The 16,286-nt window shown below is 61.6% G+C and carries 18 protein-coding genes; 14 read left to right on the forward strand and 4 right to left on the reverse strand.

Going from position 1 to position 16,286, the window contains the following annotated elements:
- Positions 1 to 9: 9 nt before the first annotated feature.
- The 6 genes from IHQ43_RS16600 (at position 10) to IHQ43_RS16625 (ending at position 4,718) form a co-directional block, all read left to right on the forward strand.
- Positions 10 to 843: an alpha/beta fold hydrolase gene (locus IHQ43_RS16600; RefSeq protein ID WP_192561339.1), complete on the forward strand. Its 834-nt coding sequence runs from the start codon at positions 10 to 12 to the stop codon at positions 841 to 843.
- Entirely contained in the window at positions 840 to 2,321 is a 1,482-nt protein-coding gene (locus IHQ43_RS16605; protein WP_192561340.1) for an aldehyde dehydrogenase, read from the forward strand. Before IHQ43_RS16600 ends, IHQ43_RS16605 begins: the two co-directional genes overlap by 4 nt.
- A 12-nt stretch (positions 2,322 to 2,333) precedes the next feature.
- The gene (locus tag IHQ43_RS16610) at positions 2,334 to 2,819 is read left to right on the forward strand and encodes a flavin reductase family protein (RefSeq protein ID WP_192561341.1); all 486 of its coding nucleotides are present in this window, start codon (positions 2,334 to 2,336) and stop codon (positions 2,817 to 2,819) included.
- 133 nt (positions 2,820 to 2,952) lie between these two features.
- Positions 2,953 to 3,342, forward strand: coding sequence for a carboxymuconolactone decarboxylase family protein (locus tag IHQ43_RS16615; RefSeq protein ID WP_192561342.1), 390 nt, complete (start codon positions 2,953 to 2,955; stop codon positions 3,340 to 3,342).
- Between the two features lie 58 nt (positions 3,343 to 3,400).
- Entirely contained in the window at positions 3,401 to 4,153 is a 753-nt protein-coding gene (locus tag IHQ43_RS16620; protein WP_085603063.1) for a GntR family transcriptional regulator, read from the forward strand.
- 1 nt (position 4,154) lies between these two features.
- On the forward strand, positions 4,155 to 4,718 hold the full coding sequence (locus tag IHQ43_RS16625; protein ID WP_127798406.1) for an NUDIX hydrolase: 564 nt from the start codon (positions 4,155 to 4,157) through the stop codon (positions 4,716 to 4,718).
- A gap of 57 nt (positions 4,719 to 4,775) precedes the next feature.
- On the opposite strand, the gene IHQ43_RS16630 is transcribed toward IHQ43_RS16625, so the two are convergent.
- Together IHQ43_RS16630 and IHQ43_RS16635 are read right to left on the reverse strand one after the other, a co-directional pair.
- Positions 4,776 to 5,258 (reverse strand): hypothetical protein, encoded by a 483-nt coding sequence (locus IHQ43_RS16630; protein WP_244142214.1) that lies wholly within the window; start codon positions 5,256 to 5,258, stop codon positions 4,776 to 4,778.
- A 139-nt stretch (positions 5,259 to 5,397) separates the two neighbouring features.
- Entirely contained in the window at positions 5,398 to 5,691 is a 294-nt protein-coding gene (locus tag IHQ43_RS16635; protein WP_192561343.1) for a DUF1330 domain-containing protein, read from the reverse strand.
- Positions 5,692 to 5,756: 65 nt separating this feature from the next.
- Here IHQ43_RS16635 and ribBA point away from each other — a divergent pair, with 65 nt between their 5' ends.
- The 5 genes from ribBA (at position 5,757) to IHQ43_RS16660 (ending at position 10,990) form a co-directional block, all read left to right on the forward strand.
- Positions 5,757 to 6,866, forward strand: coding sequence for a bifunctional 3,4-dihydroxy-2-butanone-4-phosphate synthase/GTP cyclohydrolase II (ribBA, locus tag IHQ43_RS16640; RefSeq protein WP_039766885.1), 1,110 nt, complete (start codon positions 5,757 to 5,759; stop codon positions 6,864 to 6,866).
- A 166-nt stretch (positions 6,867 to 7,032) separates the two neighbouring features.
- A complete protein-coding gene (locus IHQ43_RS16645; RefSeq protein WP_192561344.1) occupies positions 7,033 to 8,058 on the forward strand; it encodes an ABC transporter substrate-binding protein in 1,026 nt (341 codons plus the stop codon).
- A complete protein-coding gene (locus IHQ43_RS16650; protein WP_192565019.1) occupies positions 8,055 to 9,002 on the forward strand; it encodes an ABC transporter permease in 948 nt (315 codons plus the stop codon). Before IHQ43_RS16645 ends, IHQ43_RS16650 begins: the two co-directional genes overlap by 4 nt.
- A 6-nt stretch (positions 9,003 to 9,008) precedes the next feature.
- Positions 9,009 to 9,818: an ABC transporter permease gene (locus tag IHQ43_RS16655; RefSeq protein ID WP_007957396.1), complete on the forward strand. Its 810-nt coding sequence runs from the start codon at positions 9,009 to 9,011 to the stop codon at positions 9,816 to 9,818.
- A 17-nt stretch (positions 9,819 to 9,835) separates the two neighbouring features.
- Positions 9,836 to 10,990: an ABC transporter ATP-binding protein gene (locus tag IHQ43_RS16660; RefSeq protein WP_192561345.1), complete on the forward strand. Its 1,155-nt coding sequence runs from the start codon at positions 9,836 to 9,838 to the stop codon at positions 10,988 to 10,990.
- Between the two features lie 127 nt (positions 10,991 to 11,117).
- On the opposite strand, the gene map is transcribed toward IHQ43_RS16660, so the two are convergent.
- Entirely contained in the window at positions 11,118 to 11,909 is a 792-nt protein-coding gene (gene map, locus IHQ43_RS16665) for a type I methionyl aminopeptidase (protein ID WP_192561346.1), read from the reverse strand.
- A complete protein-coding gene (locus IHQ43_RS16670; RefSeq protein ID WP_085690302.1) occupies positions 11,906 to 12,166 on the reverse strand; it encodes a ParD-like family protein in 261 nt (86 codons plus the stop codon). Before IHQ43_RS16670 ends, map begins: the two co-directional genes overlap by 4 nt.
- Positions 12,167 to 12,462: 296 nt before the next feature.
- Here IHQ43_RS16670 and IHQ43_RS16675 point away from each other — a divergent pair, with 296 nt between their 5' ends.
- The 3 genes from IHQ43_RS16675 (at position 12,463) to IHQ43_RS16685 (ending at position 16,209) form a co-directional block, all read left to right on the forward strand.
- A complete protein-coding gene (locus IHQ43_RS16675) occupies positions 12,463 to 13,398 on the forward strand; it encodes a Ppx/GppA family phosphatase (RefSeq protein WP_192561347.1) in 936 nt (311 codons plus the stop codon).
- A gap of 259 nt (positions 13,399 to 13,657) precedes the next feature.
- Positions 13,658 to 15,034, forward strand: coding sequence for a pyridoxal-phosphate dependent enzyme (locus IHQ43_RS16680; RefSeq protein ID WP_192561348.1), 1,377 nt, complete (start codon positions 13,658 to 13,660; stop codon positions 15,032 to 15,034).
- The gene (locus IHQ43_RS16685) at positions 15,031 to 16,209 is read left to right on the forward strand and encodes a cystathionine gamma-synthase (protein WP_192561349.1); all 1,179 of its coding nucleotides are present in this window, start codon (positions 15,031 to 15,033) and stop codon (positions 16,207 to 16,209) included. Before IHQ43_RS16680 ends, IHQ43_RS16685 begins: the two co-directional genes overlap by 4 nt.
- Positions 16,210 to 16,286 lie beyond the last annotated feature (77 nt).

The raw sequence follows: 16,286 nt of genomic DNA on the forward strand, positions 1-16,286 counted from the left end.
GAGCGCTCCATGATTCGGCTCACCGCTGAACTCACCCCGGCCGGCACCAGTTATCTGGCGACAGGCGTTGGCCAACCCGTGGTGTTGATCCACGGCGTGGGTCTGAACAAAGAAATGTGGGGCGGCCAGATCGTTGGCCTGGCCACGCAATACCGGGTGATCGCCTACGACATGCTCGGCCATGGCGCCAGCCCGCGACCGGCCAGCGGCACCGCCCTGCTCGGCTATGCCGATCAGTTGCTGGAGCTGCTCGACCACCTGCAATTGCCACTGGCATCGGTGATCGGCTTTTCCATGGGCGGTCTGGTGGCGCGGGCCTTTGCCCTGCATTACCCGGACCGCCTGAAAAGTCTGGTGGTGCTCAACAGCGTGTTCAACCGCAGCGAAGAGCAACGCGCCGGGGTCATCGCCCGCACCGCGCAGGCCGCCGAACACGGGCCCGACGCGAATGCCGAAGCGGCGCTGTCGCGCTGGTTCAGCCGCGAATATCAGGCGGCCAATCCGGCGCAGATCGCCGCGATCCGCCAGACCCTGGCCGGCAATGATCCGCAAGGCTACCTGACCACCTACGAACTGTTCGCCACCCAGGACATGTACCGCGCGGACGACCTGGGCAGGATCCAGGCGCCGACGCTGATCGCCACCGGCGAGCTCGACCCCGGATCGACCCCGGAAATGGCAGAGCAACTGGCCGCGCGCATTCCCGGCGCGAAGGTTGCCGTGCTGCCCGAGCAACGGCATATGATGCCGGTAGAGTCGCCACGGCTGGTGAACCAGACGCTGCTGGAATTTCTCGACACCGCACACGCCCGACAAAACCATATAAAGGGGATCGTTGCATGACGCTCGCACGCTTCCAGATGTGCATCGGCGGAGAATGGGTCGACGCCCTCTCCGGCAAGACTTTCGAAAGCCTCAACCCGGCGCTGGCCGAACCCTGGGCCGAACTGCCCGACGCGGATGAAGCCGACGTCGAACGCGCCGTGCAGGCAGCGCAAAACGCTTTCGACAGCCCGGCATGGCGTGGTTTGACCGCCACCGCGCGCGGCAAACTGCTGCGTCGCCTCGGTGACCTGATCGCCGAAAACAAGGAGCATCTGGCGCAGCTGGAAAGCCGCGACAACGGCAAACTGATCCGCGAAACCCGGGGTCAGGTCGGCTATCTGCCGGAGTTTTTCCACTACACCGCCGGCCTCGCCGACAAGCTCGAAGGCGGCACCCTGCCGCTGGATAAACCCGATCTGTTCGCCTACACCGTGCACGAAGCCATGGGTGTGGTTGCCGCAATCATTCCCTGGAACAGCCCGCTGTATCTGACCGCGATCAAACTGGCGCCGGCATTGGCGGCGGGCAACACCATCGTGATCAAACCGTCGGAGCATGCCTCGGCGACCATTCTGGAGCTGGCGCGCCTGGCCCTCGAAGCCGGGATTCCGCCGGGCGTGGTCAACGTGGTCACCGGTTACGGCCCGAGCACCGGCGCCGCCCTCACCCGCCATCCGCTGATCCGCAAGATCGCCTTCACCGGCGGTGCGGCCACGGCCCGGCATGTGGTGCGCAGCAGCGCCGAGAACTTCGCCAAGCTGTCACTGGAACTGGGCGGCAAGTCGCCGAACATCATCTTCGCCGACGCCGATCTCGACAGCGCGATCAACGGCGCCATCGCCGGGATCTACGCGGCGTCTGGCCAGAGCTGCGTCTCCGGTTCGCGACTGCTGGTGCAGGACGAAATCTACGACGAATTCGTCCGCCGATTGGTGGAACGCGCCCAGCGCATCCGCATCGGCAACCCGCAGGACGACAGCAGCGAAATGGGCCCGATGGCCACCGCGCAGCAACTGGCCGTGGTCGAAGGTCTGGTTGCCGACGCTATCGCCGAAGGTGCGCGCCTGCGCCTGGGCGGCAAGCGGCCGAGTGGCGTCGGTGACGGCTGGTTCTACGAACCGACGCTGTTCGAATGCGACCGCAATTCGATGAAGATCATGCAGGAAGAAGTCTTCGGCCCGGTGGCCTCGGTGATCCGCTTCAAGGACGAAGCCGAAGCACTGGCGATTGCCAACGACTCGCAGTTCGGCCTCGCCGCCGGCATCTGGACCCGCGATCTGGGCCGCGCCCATCGCCTGGCCCGGGATGTGCGTTCGGGAATCATCTGGGTCAACACCTACCGCGCGGTGTCGGCGATGGCACCGATCGGCGGCTTCAAGAACAGTGGCTATGGACGCGAAAGCGGCATCGATTCGGTGCTGGCCTACACCGAACTGAAAACGGTGTGGATCAACCTCTCCCAGGCGCCGATGCCTGATCCGTTTGTGATGCGTTAGGAGTCCTGCGACATGATCGAACCCGGCATTTACAAAGACGTCATGAGCTCGTTTCCGTCCGGGGTCACGGTGGTCACCACCCTCGACCCGGACGGTGGCATCGTCGGCATCACCGCCAGCGCCTTCAGTGCGCTGTCGATTGACCCGGCGCTGGTGCTGTTCTGCCCCAACTACGCCTCCGACACCTATCCGGTGCTGCGCGACAGCAAGCGTTTCGCGATCCATTTGCTGTCCGCCGACCAGACCGCCGAGGCCTACGCCTTCGCCGGCAAAGGCAAAGACAAGGCCAACGGCATCGAGTGGCATTTGAGCGAACTTGGTAACCCGATCCTCGACAAGGCCACGGCGATCATCGAGTGCGAGTTGTGGCGCGAATACGACGGTGGCGATCACGCGATCATCGTCGGCGCGGTGAAGAACCTGATCCTGCCGGCGCAGCCGGTGACGCCGATGATCTATCACAAAGGCAAGCTCGGGCCGTTGCCAACATTGGCCTGAGAAAATAATGCAAAACCCTGTGGGAGCGAGCTTGCTCGCGAAGGCGTAGTGTCAGTCGACATCAATGTTGCAGGAGCTGACGCTATCGCGAGCAAGCTCGCTCCCACAGGGAATGGTGGCGTGAGAGGTAATGATGAACAATGACAAGTATGAAAAGGGATTAAAGATCCGCACCCAAGTGCTGGGGGAAGCCTACGTGCAGCGCTCGATCGACAACGCCGACGACTTCACCCGCCCGCTGCAGGAGATGGTCACCGAATACTGCTGGGGCCATGTCTGGGGACGCGACGGCCTGTCGCTCAAGGAGCGCAGCATGATCAACCTGGCGATGATCTCGGCGCTCAACCGTCCGCACGAACTCAAGCTGCATGTGCGCGGCGCCTTGCGTAACGGCCTGAGTCGTGAGCAAATACGCGAAATTCTGCTTCAGGTCGGTATTTATTGCGGCGTCCCGGCAGCCGTGGACAGTTTCCGGCTAGCCCGTGAAGCCTTCGCCGAAGCCGACGCCGAGGCCTCCAGTTAACCCCTCGGCTGTTTGAATGCCCGTCTGGCATGGACAGCCAACTTAAAGAGCGGACCCCATGAAACGCCTGCCACTCGACGACAGCTTCAAGGTCAATCGCAACCCCGTCACCCTGCGCGAAATCGTGCTGGATAAACTGCGAAGCGCCATCATGAACTTCCAGCTGCTGCCGGGCGATCGCCTGGTGGAGCGCGATCTGTGCGATCGCCTGGGCGTGAGCCGTACGTCGGTGCGTGAAGCCTTGCGTCACCTGGAATCCGAAGGCCTGGTGGAGTTCGCCGACGCCAAGGGCCCGCGCGTGGCGATCATCACCCTCGCCGATGCGGTCGACATCTATGAACTGCGCTGCGTGCTCGAAGGCCTGATCGTCCAGCTGTTCACCCTGCGCGCCAAGGCCAAGGACATCAAAGCCCTGGAAAAAGCCCTCGACGAGAACCGCAAGGCACTCAAGGACGGCGAGCTGCAACAGGTGATCGACTCGGTGCAGGGTTTCTACGACGTGCTGCTGGAAGGCTCGGGCAACCATGTCGCGGCCACTCAGTTGCGTCAGTTGCAGGCGCGCATCAGCTACCTGCGGGCGACCTCGGTGTCCCAGGAAAATCGTCGCGGCGCCAGTAATCACGAGATGGAAAAAATGGTCGAGGCGATCAAGAGCGGCGATCCGCTGGCGGCGCATCAGGCGTGCGTCGATCACGTTCGCGCGGCGGCTGCCGTGGCCCTCGACTACCTCAAGCGCAAACAGGAAGAGACCGGCGCCACACCGCCGATCACCCTGCCCATCGCGCTGAAAGAACCGCGCATAGGTCACTGACATGTTCAGCCCGAGCTTTTGCCCGAAATGCGGTGGCGCTGACCTCGGTCAGCAGGTGCCGCCGGGCGATACGCACGAGCGCCTGATGTGCCGCGGCTGCGGCTACATCCACTACGTAAACCCGAAGATCATCGCCGGCTGCATCATCGAGCAGGACGGCAAATACCTCTTGTGCCAACGGGCCATCCCCCCGCGCCCCGGCACCTGGACCCTGCCCGCCGGTTTCATGGAAAGCGGCGAAACCACCGAACAGGCCGCCCTGCGCGAAGTCTGGGAAGAAAGCGGCGTGCGCGCGGAAATCGTCTCGCCCTATTCGATCTTCAGCGTGCCGAAGATCAGCGAGGTCTACATCATCTTCCGCGCCCTCGCGCTGGAGATCACCGGCCAGTACGGCCCGGAAACCCTCGCCTGCAAATTCTTCGCCCCCGAAGACATCCCGTGGGACCAGATCTACTACCCGGCGATCCGGCAGATCCTCGAACGCTACATCGAGGAACGCCAGGCCGGGGTCTATGGCATGTACATGGGCAATGACGACAGCGGCAAGATTCATTTCATGCGTTGATCAGCCGTCACTTGCAAGAGATACAGAGCCCGGCCCGATTCCTCGGTAGATAGGTGCTCAGTCCGGCATCGCACGAATGATATCCGCCAAATCATCTTTGGTGATTTCATTGGCTTTGAGAGCAGCGGAGATGTCTTTCTTGGAGAGCGGGAAACGCTTGAAAATGTCCTTCAAGGTATCGGCATCAATATTGGCGAGCCAAAGAGGATCAATAAAAGAACCGCCATATTCGGGCTTCATTGGGACTTCTTCGTGGGCAATGGCACCTTTGTGATTCAGATACACAACATAACGATCGTGCCCTTCAGGAAAGCTTTTATCGTGATATAGCGTTGTTCCCATCGGCAGGACATAGTAATTGTCATCGCCACCTTGCCCTTCGATCAGCAGGGGTTCTTTGGTTTTAACCATCTCCAGATCGCGTCCCTTCGCACTGTTCCCGAAAATCAGAAAAGCCAGAAAGACTGCATTTACCAATAGAGCCGCCGCTAGCCAGAGGCCTACTCGCCTACCTGCAAACATTCCTTTTGTCATGCGCATCAATATTCCCTTAGAGCACATCGTGCAAAATCGCAGGCATTAAATTCCGTCCGGCGGGCGATCTCCTGATCCAGAAAAAATATCAAAAGATCGCGGCCGCGTTCGATTCTGTAGTTCCTGCGGGTTTGCAGGCAAGTCGTTACGGCGCCATCCCTTCAACGATGACAATCTCCGCCCTCGCCCATTCCTCGCGATAGCTCTTCGCTTCCTGATACGCCGCCGAGTGATAGCACGCCACGGCCTGCTCATAACTGTCGAATTCAATCACCACGCTGCGCTGCGGCGTCGTCCGTCCTTCCATCGCTTCACTGCGCCCGCCTCTGGCCAAAAACTTCGCGCCGAACTCGGCGAACGCTTTCGGCGCGCGCTGGGTGTATTGGCTGTAGTGATCGGGATCGGTGATGTCCACGTGAGCAATCCAGTACGCCTTCATAGTGACCTCTTGGTTGAATTTGTATTATGGTATACCACGAATTTCATCCACATCGAGAGTCCAGCATGGCCTTCAACAGCATCGAAGAAATCATCGAAGATTATCGTCTCGGCAAAATGGTGTTGCTGGTCGATGACGAGGATAGGGAAAACGAAGGCGACCTGCTGCTGGCCGCCGACCGTTGCACGCCCGAGGCGATCAGTTTTATGGCCCGTGAGGCCCGGGGGCTGATCTGCCTGACGTTGACTGACGATCATTGCCAACGCCTGGGACTTGAGCAGATGGTGCCGAGCAATGGCAGCGTGTTCAGCACCGCGTTCACGGTTTCCATCGAAGCGGCGGTCGGCGTGACTACTGGCATCTCTGCTGCGGACCGCGCTTGCACGGTGGCCGCTGCGGTGGCGCCGAACGCTCGCGCAGAGGACCTGGTGCAGCCTGGCCATATCTTCCCGCTGCGCGCCAAGGAAGGTGGCGTGCTGACCCGTGCCGGTCACACCGAGGCCGGTTGCGACTTGGCGCGTCTGGCCGGGTTCACGCCCGCCTCGGTGATCGTCGAAGTGATGAACGACGACGGCACCATGGCACGCCGCCCGGATCTGGAAATCTTCGCCCGCAAGCACGGGATCAAGATCGGCACCATCGCTGACCTGATCCACTATCGCCTGAGCACTGAGCACACCATCGAGCGCATCGGCGAGCGGGAGCTGCCGACGGTGCATGGCACCTTCCGTTTGATCACCTTCGAAGACCGCATCGAGGGCGGCGTGCACATGGCGATGGTCATGGGTGAACTGCGCCGCGAAGAGCCGACGCTGGTGCGTGTGCATGTGATTGATCCGCTGCGCGATCTGGTCGGCGCCGAGTACAGCGGGCCGACGAACTGGACGTTGTGGGCAGCGCTGCAACGGGTCGCGGCCGAAGGGCATGGCGTGGTCGTAGTGCTGGCCAATCATGAGTCATCGCAGGCATTGCTGGAGCGCATTCCGCAACTGACTCAGCCGCCACGGCAGTTCAGTCGCTCGCAATCACGGATCTATTCGGAGGTCGGCACCGGGGCGCAGATTCTGCAGAACCTGGGCGTCGGCAAGCTGCGCCACCTGGGCCCGCCGCTGAAATATGCCGGTTTGACCGGCTACGATCTGGAAGTGGTCGAGAGCATTCCCTTCACCGAATAACCCCGTTTGCCAGATAGCCGGTACGGCAAAGTGCTTGCACAAAGTTTGGAATACCATAATATGATATTCCATAGACCGGACGACCTGAAAAACCGTCCACCTACTGCTCCCGACAGGCGGGCAACAACGCAAGCCCGCTCAAAAACACAACAATGAGGGCGTAAAAATGGTGTTGAACAAAGCTGCAACCGCGATCTTTTTTGCGGGACTGCTGAGCGTGACCGGTCAGGCCGCGATGGCCGCCGAGAGTGTGAACTTTGTCAGCTGGGGCGGTAGCACCCAGGATGCGCAGAAACAGGCCTGGGCCGATCCGTTCAGCAAGGCCAGCGGCATCACCGTCGTGCAGGACGGCCCGACCGACTACGGCAAACTCAAGGCCATGGTCGAGAGCGGCAATGTGCAATGGGATGTGGTCGACGTTGAAGCCGACTTCGCCCTGCGCGCCGCCGCCGAAGGCCTGCTCGAACCCCTCGATTTCAAACAGATCCAGCGCGACAAGATCGACCCGCGCTTCGTCAGCGACCACGGCGTCGGTTCGTTCTTCTTCTCCTTCGTCCTCGGCTACAACGAGGGCAAGCTCGGCGCCAACAAGCCGCAGGACTGGAGCGCGCTGTTCGACACCAAGACCTTCCCCGGCAAACGCGCTCTCTATAAATGGCCGAGCCCCGGCGTGCTTGAACTGGCCCTGCTCGCCGACGGCGTGCCGGCAGACAAGCTCTACCCGCTGGACCTGGATCGCGCCTTCAAGAAACTCGACACCATCAAGAAAGACATCGTCTGGTGGGGCGGCGGCGCGCAGTCGCAGCAACTGCTGGCCTCCGGTGAAGCGAGCATGGGCCAGTTCTGGAACGGTCGGATTCATGCCCTGCAAGAAGATGGCGCACCGGTCGGCGTGAGCTGGAAACAGAACCTCGTAATGGCTGACATCCTGGTCGTGCCAAAGGGTTCGAAAAACAAGGACGCGGCGATGAAGTTCCTGGCCAGCGCCAGCAGTGCGAAGGGCCAGGCCGACTTCTCCAACCTGACCGCCTACGCCCCGGTCAACGTCGACAGCGTGGCGCGTCTGGACTCGACGCTGGCCCCTAACCTGCCGACTGCCTACGCTAAGGATCAGATCACTCTTGATTTCGCGTACTGGGCCAAGAACGGTCCGGCCATCGCGACACGGTGGAACGAATGGCTGGTCAAATGAAAATGGCGGCCACCGCGTCCCGTCCCTCCACTGCCACCGGGAGCGCCCCGAGCGCTGCCGGCCTGGCTAAAGGCAAAAAGGCGAGTGCCATGGCGCAAGCCCCGTCCCTCAAGCAACGCTGGCGCGGCGCCGGCAATCTCGCGCCGGCGCTGCTGTTCCTTGGCCTGTTCTTTCTCGCGCCGCTGATTGGCCTGCTGTTGCGCGGCGTGCTCGAACCGGTGCCGGGCCTTGGCAACTATGAACAACTGTTCGCCAACTCGGCGTACGCCCGGGTGCTGTTCAACACCTTTTCGGTGGCGGGACTGGTGACCGTATTCAGCCTGCTTTTGGGCTTCCCGCTGGCCTGGGCGATCACTCTGGTGCCACGGGGCTGGGGCCGCTGGATCCTCAACATCGTGCTGCTGTCGATGTGGACCAGCCTCCTCGCCCGCACCTATTCGTGGCTGGTGCTGTTGCAGGCTTCGGGCGTCATCAACAAAGCCTTGATGGCCATGGGCATCATCGATCAGCCGCTGGAAATGGTGCACAACCTGACCGGCGTGGTGATCGGCATGAGCTACATCATGATCCCGTTCATCGTGCTGCCGTTGCAGGCGACCATGCAGGCCATCGACCCGATGATCCTGCAGGCCGGCTCGATCTGTGGCGCCAGCCCATGGACCAACTTCTTCCGGGTGTTCCTGCCGCTGTGCCGGCCGGGTCTGGCGTCCGGCGGCTTGATGGTGTTCGTGATGTCGCTCGGTTACTACGTCACCCCGGCGCTGCTGGGCGGGGCGCAGAACATGATGCTGCCGGAATTCATCATTCAGCAGGTGCAGTCGTTCCTCAACTGGGGCCTGGCCAGCGCCGGCGCCGCGTTGCTGATCGTCATCACCCTGGTGCTGTTTTACGTCTACCTGAAGCTTCAGCCGGAATCCCCGGTTGGCGCCAGTAACGCGAGGTAAGCCGACATGCTCCTGACGCCCAATGCCATGAGTCGCCGGATGCGCTTCGGCCTGTATTTCACCACCGGGCTGATCGGCCTGTTCCTGCTGTTGCCGATCGTGTTCATCGTCCTGCTGTCGTTCGGTTCGTCCCAGTGGCTGGTGTTCCCGCCTCCGGGCTGGACGCTGAAATGGTACGTGCAGTTCTTCTCCAATGCCGACTGGATGAGCGCAGCGCTGGCCAGCCTCAAGGTCGCGGTGCTGACCACGATCTGCGCCGTCGCCCTCGGATTGCCGACTGCCTTTGCGCTGGTGCGCGGACGCTTCCCCGGCCGGGAAATGCTCTACGGTCTGTTCACCCTGCCGATGATCGTGCCGTTGGTGATCATCGCCGTGGCGGTGTACGCGCTGTTCCTCAAGCTCGGCTACACCGGGACCATGTTCGCCTTCGTCGTCAGCCATGTGATCGTCGCGTTGCCGTTCACCATCATCTCGATCATCAACTCACTGAAGCTGTTTGATCAGTCGATCGAAGACGCGGCGGTGATCTGCGGGGCGTCACGCCTGCAAGCGGTGTTCAAGGTGACCTTTCCGGCAATTCGTCCGGGGATGGTGGCCGGCGCCCTCTTCGCTTTCCTGGTTTCGTGGGACGAAGTGGTGCTCAGCGTGATGATGGCCAGCCCGACCCTGCAAACCCTTCCCGTGAAAATGTGGACCACCCTGCGCCAGGACCTGACGCCCGTCATCGCCGTCGCCTCGACGCTGCTGATCGGTCTGTCGGTATTGGTCATGGTGATCGCCGCCGCTCTGCGCCGGCGCAACGAAATCAGCGCCTGAGCGCCCAGGAGTACGACATGAGTGCCGTGATCAAAGACGCATCCCAGCAGAACGACAAACCCCTGGTCAGCCTGCGCAACCTGAACAAGCACTACGGCGATTTCGCCGCCGTGGACAACATCTCGCTGGACATCAAGGACGGCGAATTCCTGACCTTCCTCGGCTCCAGCGGCTCGGGCAAAAGCACCACGCTGTCGATGCTCGCCGGCTTCGAAACCCCGAGCAGCGGCGAGATCCTGGTCAACGGCCAGTCGCTGGTGAACGTGCCGCCGCACAAGCGTGACATCGGCATGGTGTTCCAGCGTTATTCGCTGTTCCCGCATCTGTCGGTGCGCGACAACATCGCGTTCCCGTTGGCGATCCGCAAACTCGCTGCGGCTGAACGTGACAAGCGTGTCGATGCGATGTTGAAACTGGTGCAGCTGGAGCAATTCGCTCATCGCCGTCCTTCGCAACTGTCCGGCGGCCAGCAGCAACGGGTCGCCATTGCACGGGCGCTGGTTTACGAGCCACGCATTCTGCTGATGGACGAACCTCTCGGCGCGCTGGACAAGAAGCTTCGCGAAGACCTGCAGGATGAATTGCGCCAGTTGCATCGTCGCCTCGGCATCACCATCGTCTACGTGACCCACGATCAGGAAGAAGCCATGCGCCTGTCCCAGCGCATCGCGATTTTCAGTCACGGCAAGATTGTCGGGCTCGGCAGCGGTTATGACCTGTACCAGAACCCGCCGAATGCGTTTGTGGCGTCGTTCCTCGGCAACTCGAACTTTCTCAAGCTCAAGGCGCAGGGTAATGCGGCGGCGAGTTTTGAAGGGCAGTCGCTGTCGATTCGCCTGACCGCCGGATTGCAGACCGGGCAGGATCTGCTGCTGATGGTGCGTCCGGAAAAGGCGTTGGCGTTGAGTGTGCAGCAGGCGAATGACGAGCCGTTGGCAGCGGGCTGGAACGAGGTTTCGGCGAAGGTGGTTGAGGTGTTGTTTCTGGGTGAGAGTCAGACGTGCAGTGTGGTCACGTCGGCTGGCACATCCATGACGGTGAAGGCGCTATCGGCAGCCGGGATGCAGTTGAAGGCCGGGGATCCGGTTCGGGTGCGTTGGGCGACGGCGGATGCTTGCGTCTACACCGAGTGGGCCGAAAGCGACCTCAACAAGGCCGCCGGATCACACTAAGGTCTTTCATATACTGCAAAACCCTGTGGGAGCGGGCTTGCCCGCGAAGGCGTCAGTAAATTCGACATTGATGTTGAATGTGCCAACCTCTTCGCGGGCAAGCCCGCTCCCACAGGAATTGTGGCGTCTAGACAATCGGGGCTAAACCCTCGATCTGATCAGGCCAGGCCGTCAACACTTCAAACCCGTCCTCCGTCACCGCCACCATGTGCTCCCACTGCGCCGACAACGATTGGTCCTTGGTCACGACAGTCCAGCCATCCGCCAGACTCTTCACATGGCGCTTGCCGGCATTGAGCATCGGTTCAATGGTGAAGATCATCCCGGCCTTCAGCTTCAAGCCCTGCTCCGGATAACCGTAATGCAGCACCTGCGGTTCATCGTGATAGACCTTGCCGATCCCGTGCCCGCAATACTCGCGCACCACGCTGAAACCTTCCTTCTCCGCCAACGTCTGGATCGCATGCCCGATATCACCCAACGTGGCACCCGGCCGCACGACGCGGATGCCCGCGCACATCGCGTCATAAGTGGTCTTGATCAGGTGCCGCGCCTCGGGTGTCGGTTCGCCGACCACGTACATGCGGCTGGTATCACCGAACCAGCCGTCCTTGATCACCGCGATGTCGAGGTTGACGATGTCGCCGTCCTTCAACACGCGCTTCGAAGGAATGCCGTGGCAGACCACTTCGTTGACTGACGCACAGACGGTTTTCGGGAAGCCGTGATAACCAACGTTGGCCGGAATGGCTTTCTGCACATTGACGATGTAGTCGTTGCACAACTGATCGAGCTGATCGGTGGTGACGCCCGCCTTGACGTGCGGCACCAGCATCGCCAGCACCTCGGCGGCCAGTCTGCCGGCTTCGCGGGACTGGGCGATTTCGGCCTGGGTGTTGAGCTTGATCGGGTTTCTCATGCCTTGACCACCTCTTTGACCGAGGCGTTCTGCGCGGCATCCGCCAGTGCGCAGACTTGCTGCAGATCCAGACCACCCGACTGTTCGGCGCGAATCAATAACCGGCAGATAGCATGGTGATCAAGGTCCGGATACAGCTCGGCGAGCATACCGATGCGCATCCAGTGTTCGGCCTGCGCGTTGATCGAGCGGCTGAGTGCGTTGCTGGAGATGCGCAGATTCTCGTGCATGTCCTCTGAAATCTTTACGATGCCCATTTCAATATCCGATACGAAGTGTATATGGATCGTATACTAATCGTGCATTGCCCGGGATTGCAAATTTTGGACGTCCGGTAAATCGCGGGCAAAAAAAAGCTGCCCAAAGAGGCAGCCGAAACATGAAAAGCACGCGATGTATTGAGGGCAAGTATGAACAGCCGATAATGACAGTGTCATGACAGCGATGAATTCATTGAACCGCCCCGCCCGCGTCATCAGGTTGTCATCGAACCCACGGCAGAATCCTCGCAAACCGTCCCGCGCCTCCCGACGGATGATTTGCAAGGATCCCCATGAAAGAAGACACCTCGCTGTTTGCCGCCATCGACCTCGGTTCCAATGCCTTTCGCATGATGATTGGCCAGTCGGTGCGCAGCAGAAAGGGCTTCATGATTCAGGAGGTCAAAACCTTGCGCGAGCCGGTGCGGCTGGCCGAGGGTTTCGACGGCCGGGCACTCGACGAAATGGCGCTGGATCGTGGCTGGCAGGCGCTGGCACGGTTCGGCAAGAAGCTGCGCGGTTTCGAGCCCGGTCGCGTGCGCGCGGTGGCGACCAGCGCGGTGCGCGAGGCCGACAATGCGCAGCTGTTTCTGGCCAGCGCGGAACGGCATCTGGGGTTTCGCATCGATGTGATTTCCGGTCATGAAGAAGCGCGTCTGGTCTACGCCGGTGTGGCCCACACCCTGCCGGTTGCCGATGACATGCGCCTGGTGGTCGACATTGGCGGCGGTTCCACCGAACTGATTCTCGGCCAGGGCGCGCAACCGCTGCTGACCGAGAGCATCGCCATCGGCAGCGGCACCTTGAGCACCCGTTACTTTCGCAACGGTGAGATTTCCGCCGGCGCCCTGCAGGAAGCCGAACGCGTGGCCATCCTGCAATTTGAAAAAGTCGCCCGTCGTTACCGCGCCCAGGGCTGGCAGCAGACCATTGGCTCTTCAGGCACCGCGCGGATGCTCGCCAAGGTGCTCAAGGCCAATCGCCTGAACGATCATGGCGAGAGCGGCATCACCTACGGCGGCCTGCTGCGCTTGTCCCTGCGCTTGCTTGAGGTGAGCAACGTTCAACACCTCAAACTGGCCGGTCTGCAAACCCATCGCCAGAGCATCCTGCCCGGCGGTCTGGTGGTCATGCTGGCAGCGTTCAAAGTGTTCGGCATCTCGCAAATGGTGCCGTCCGAACCCGGCTTGCGGCTGGGTGTGCTGCACGGTCTGATGAGCAACCACTGAGCGATTTTTGCTGCAGGATTTTCACTGCTGGATCAAGCGCTCCGTGACACTGAAGACGCCCTTTCAATACTCGATGACGCCTGCGTATAAACCCCTGCAAATCACTTCCTTCCCTTCGCTGATTTCGTTCTATCGTTAGATCGAAATGGCTGTATTTCCGGCCGTTTAAAGGTTGCGGCAGCTCAGGTCTGAGCCTATGTTGCACCCGAGCTTTTTCCCCGCGAACGGAACGCGATCAACACCACAAAGAGGTGAAGAGATGTCAAAGGATTCACGCCCTGCCGTACTTGGGCTGATCGGCAATACGCCGCTGGTACAAGTCACCCGCTTCGATACCGGTCCCTGCACCCTGTTTCTCAAACTCGAATCCCAGAACCCCGGCGGTTCGATCAAGGACCGCATCGGTCTGGCCATGATCGACGCCGCTGAGCGCGATGGTCGCCTGCAACCGGGCGGCACGATTGTCGAGGCCACCGCCGGTAACACCGGTCTTGGCCTGGCCCTGGTCGGCCGCGCCAAGGGCTACCGCGTCGTGCTGGTGGTGCCGGACAAAATGTCCACCGAAAAAGTCCTGCACCTCAAGGCCATGGGCGCCGAAGTGCACATCACCCGCTCCGATGTCGGCAAGGGCCATCCCGAGTATTACCAGGATGTCGCCGCGCGTCTGGCCAAGGACATTCCCGGCGCGTTCTTCGCCGACCAGTTCAACAACCCGGCCAACCCGCTGGCCCACGAGTGCAGCACCGGGCCGGAAATCTGGGCCCAGACTGAGCATGACCTGGACGCGGTCGTGGTCGGCGTCGGCTCGGCGGGCACGCTGACCGGCCTGACCCGTTTCTTCAAACGCGTACAACCGGATCTTGAAATGGTCCTGGCCGACCCGGTCGGTTCGGTGATGGCTGAATACAGCCGCAGCAAGCATCTCGGCACCGCCGGATCCTGGGCGGTGGAAGGCATCGGCGAGGACTTCATTCCGTCGATCACCGACCTGTCGAGCGTGCGCAGCGCCTACTCGATCAGCGACGAAGAAAGCTTCGATCACGCCCGCCAGTTGCTGAAAGCCGAAGGCATTCTGGGTGGCTCGTCCACCGGCACCCTGCTCGCCGCCGCGCTGCGCTACTGCCGCGAACAGACCGAGCCGAAACGCGTGGTCAGCTTCGTCTGCGACACCGGTACTCGCTACCTGTCGAAGGTCTACAACGATCAGTGGATGACCGATCAGGGCCTGCTACAGCGCAAACGCTACGGCGACCTGCGCGACCTGATTGCCCGACGTTTCGAAGACGGAAAAGTCGTCAGCGTCGGCCCGTACGACACACTGATGACCGCGTTCCAGCGCATGCGCCTGGCAGACGTTTCGCAACTGCCGGTGCTGGTGGATGGCAAACAACTGGTCGGCGTGATCGACGAGTCGGACATTCTGGTGCGGGTGCACGAAGACGCCTCGCTCTTCAGCAAACCCGTGTCCAGCGCGATGACGGACAAGTTGCAAACCCTCGCCCCCGGCGCCACGCTGGCTGAACTGGAAACCGTGCTCAGCAGCGGCCTGGTGGCCATCATCGCCGACGCTTCAGGCTTCCACGGCCTGATCACTCGCGTCGACATGCTCAATCAATTACGGAGATCCCTGGCATGAGCCAGCACGACAAGAACGCCCGTCAACAGGGCTTCGCCACCCGCGTGATCCACGCCGGGCAAACGCCGGACCCGACCACCGGCGCGCTGATGCCGCCGATCTACGCCAACTCCACGTACCTGCAAGACAGCCCCGGCGTGCACAAGGGCTTTGACTACGGCCGCTCGCACAACCCGACGCGTTTTGCCCTGGAGCGTTGCGTGGCGGATCTGGAGGGCGGCACCCAGGCGTTCGCCTTCGCGTCCGGGCTGGCGACGATTTCCACCGTGCTCGAACTGATTGACGCCGGCTCGCACATCATCTCCGGCAATGATCTGTACGGCGGCACTTTCCGGCTGTTCGACAAGGTTCGCCAGCGCAGCGCAGGCCATCGTTTCAGCTACGTCGATCTGGCGGATCTGTCGGCGTTCGAAGCGTCGTTGCAGGACGACACGCGCATGGTGATTGTGGAGAGCCCGACCAACCCGCTGCTGGGCCTGTCCGACCTCGCCGCCATTGCGCGCATCTGCAAGGCGCGCGGAATCCTCTGCGTGGCCGACAACACCTTCGCCAGCCCGTGGATCCAGCGTCCGCTGGAGCTGGGTTTCGATATCGTGCTGCACTCGACCACCAAGTATCTGAACGGTCACTCCGATGTGATCGGCGGGATCGCGGTGGTTGGCGACAATCCAGCACTGGCCGAGCGTCTGGGCTTCCTGCAGAACGCCGTCGGCGCGATCTCCGGCCCGTTCGACGCCTTCCTCACCCTGCGTGGCGTGAAGACCCTGGCGCTGCGCATGGAACGTCATTGCAGCAACGCGCTGGAGCTGGCGCGCTGGCTGGAGCAGCAGCCGCAGGTCAAACGCGTCTACTACCCGGGTCTGGAATCCCATCCGCAACACGAACTGGCCAAGCGTCAGATGCGCGGTTTCGGCGGGATGATTTCCCTGGATCTGCACAGTGATCTGGCGGGCGCCCGGCGCTTCCTGGAGAACGTACAGATCTTCGCCCTCGCCGAAAGCCTTGGCGGTGTGGAAAGCCTGATCGAGCACCCGGCGATCATGACTCACGCGACCATTCCGGCGGAAACCCGTGCCAAGCTCGGCATCGGTGACAGCCTGGTGCGTCTGTCGGTAGGCGTCGAGGACATCGAAGACCTGCGCGCGGATCTGGCGCAAGCGCTGGCCAGTATCTAACGCCCGAAAACGTCAAAGCCCGCACGAGGCGGGCTTTGGTGTTTGAGTAGGCGGCCAGTGCTGGTCTCTGGCTTACG

The sequence above is a fragment of the Pseudomonas gozinkensis genome (assembly GCF_014863585.1).
Classification (GTDB): Bacteria; Pseudomonadota; Gammaproteobacteria; order Pseudomonadales; family Pseudomonadaceae; genus Aquipseudomonas; species Aquipseudomonas gozinkensis.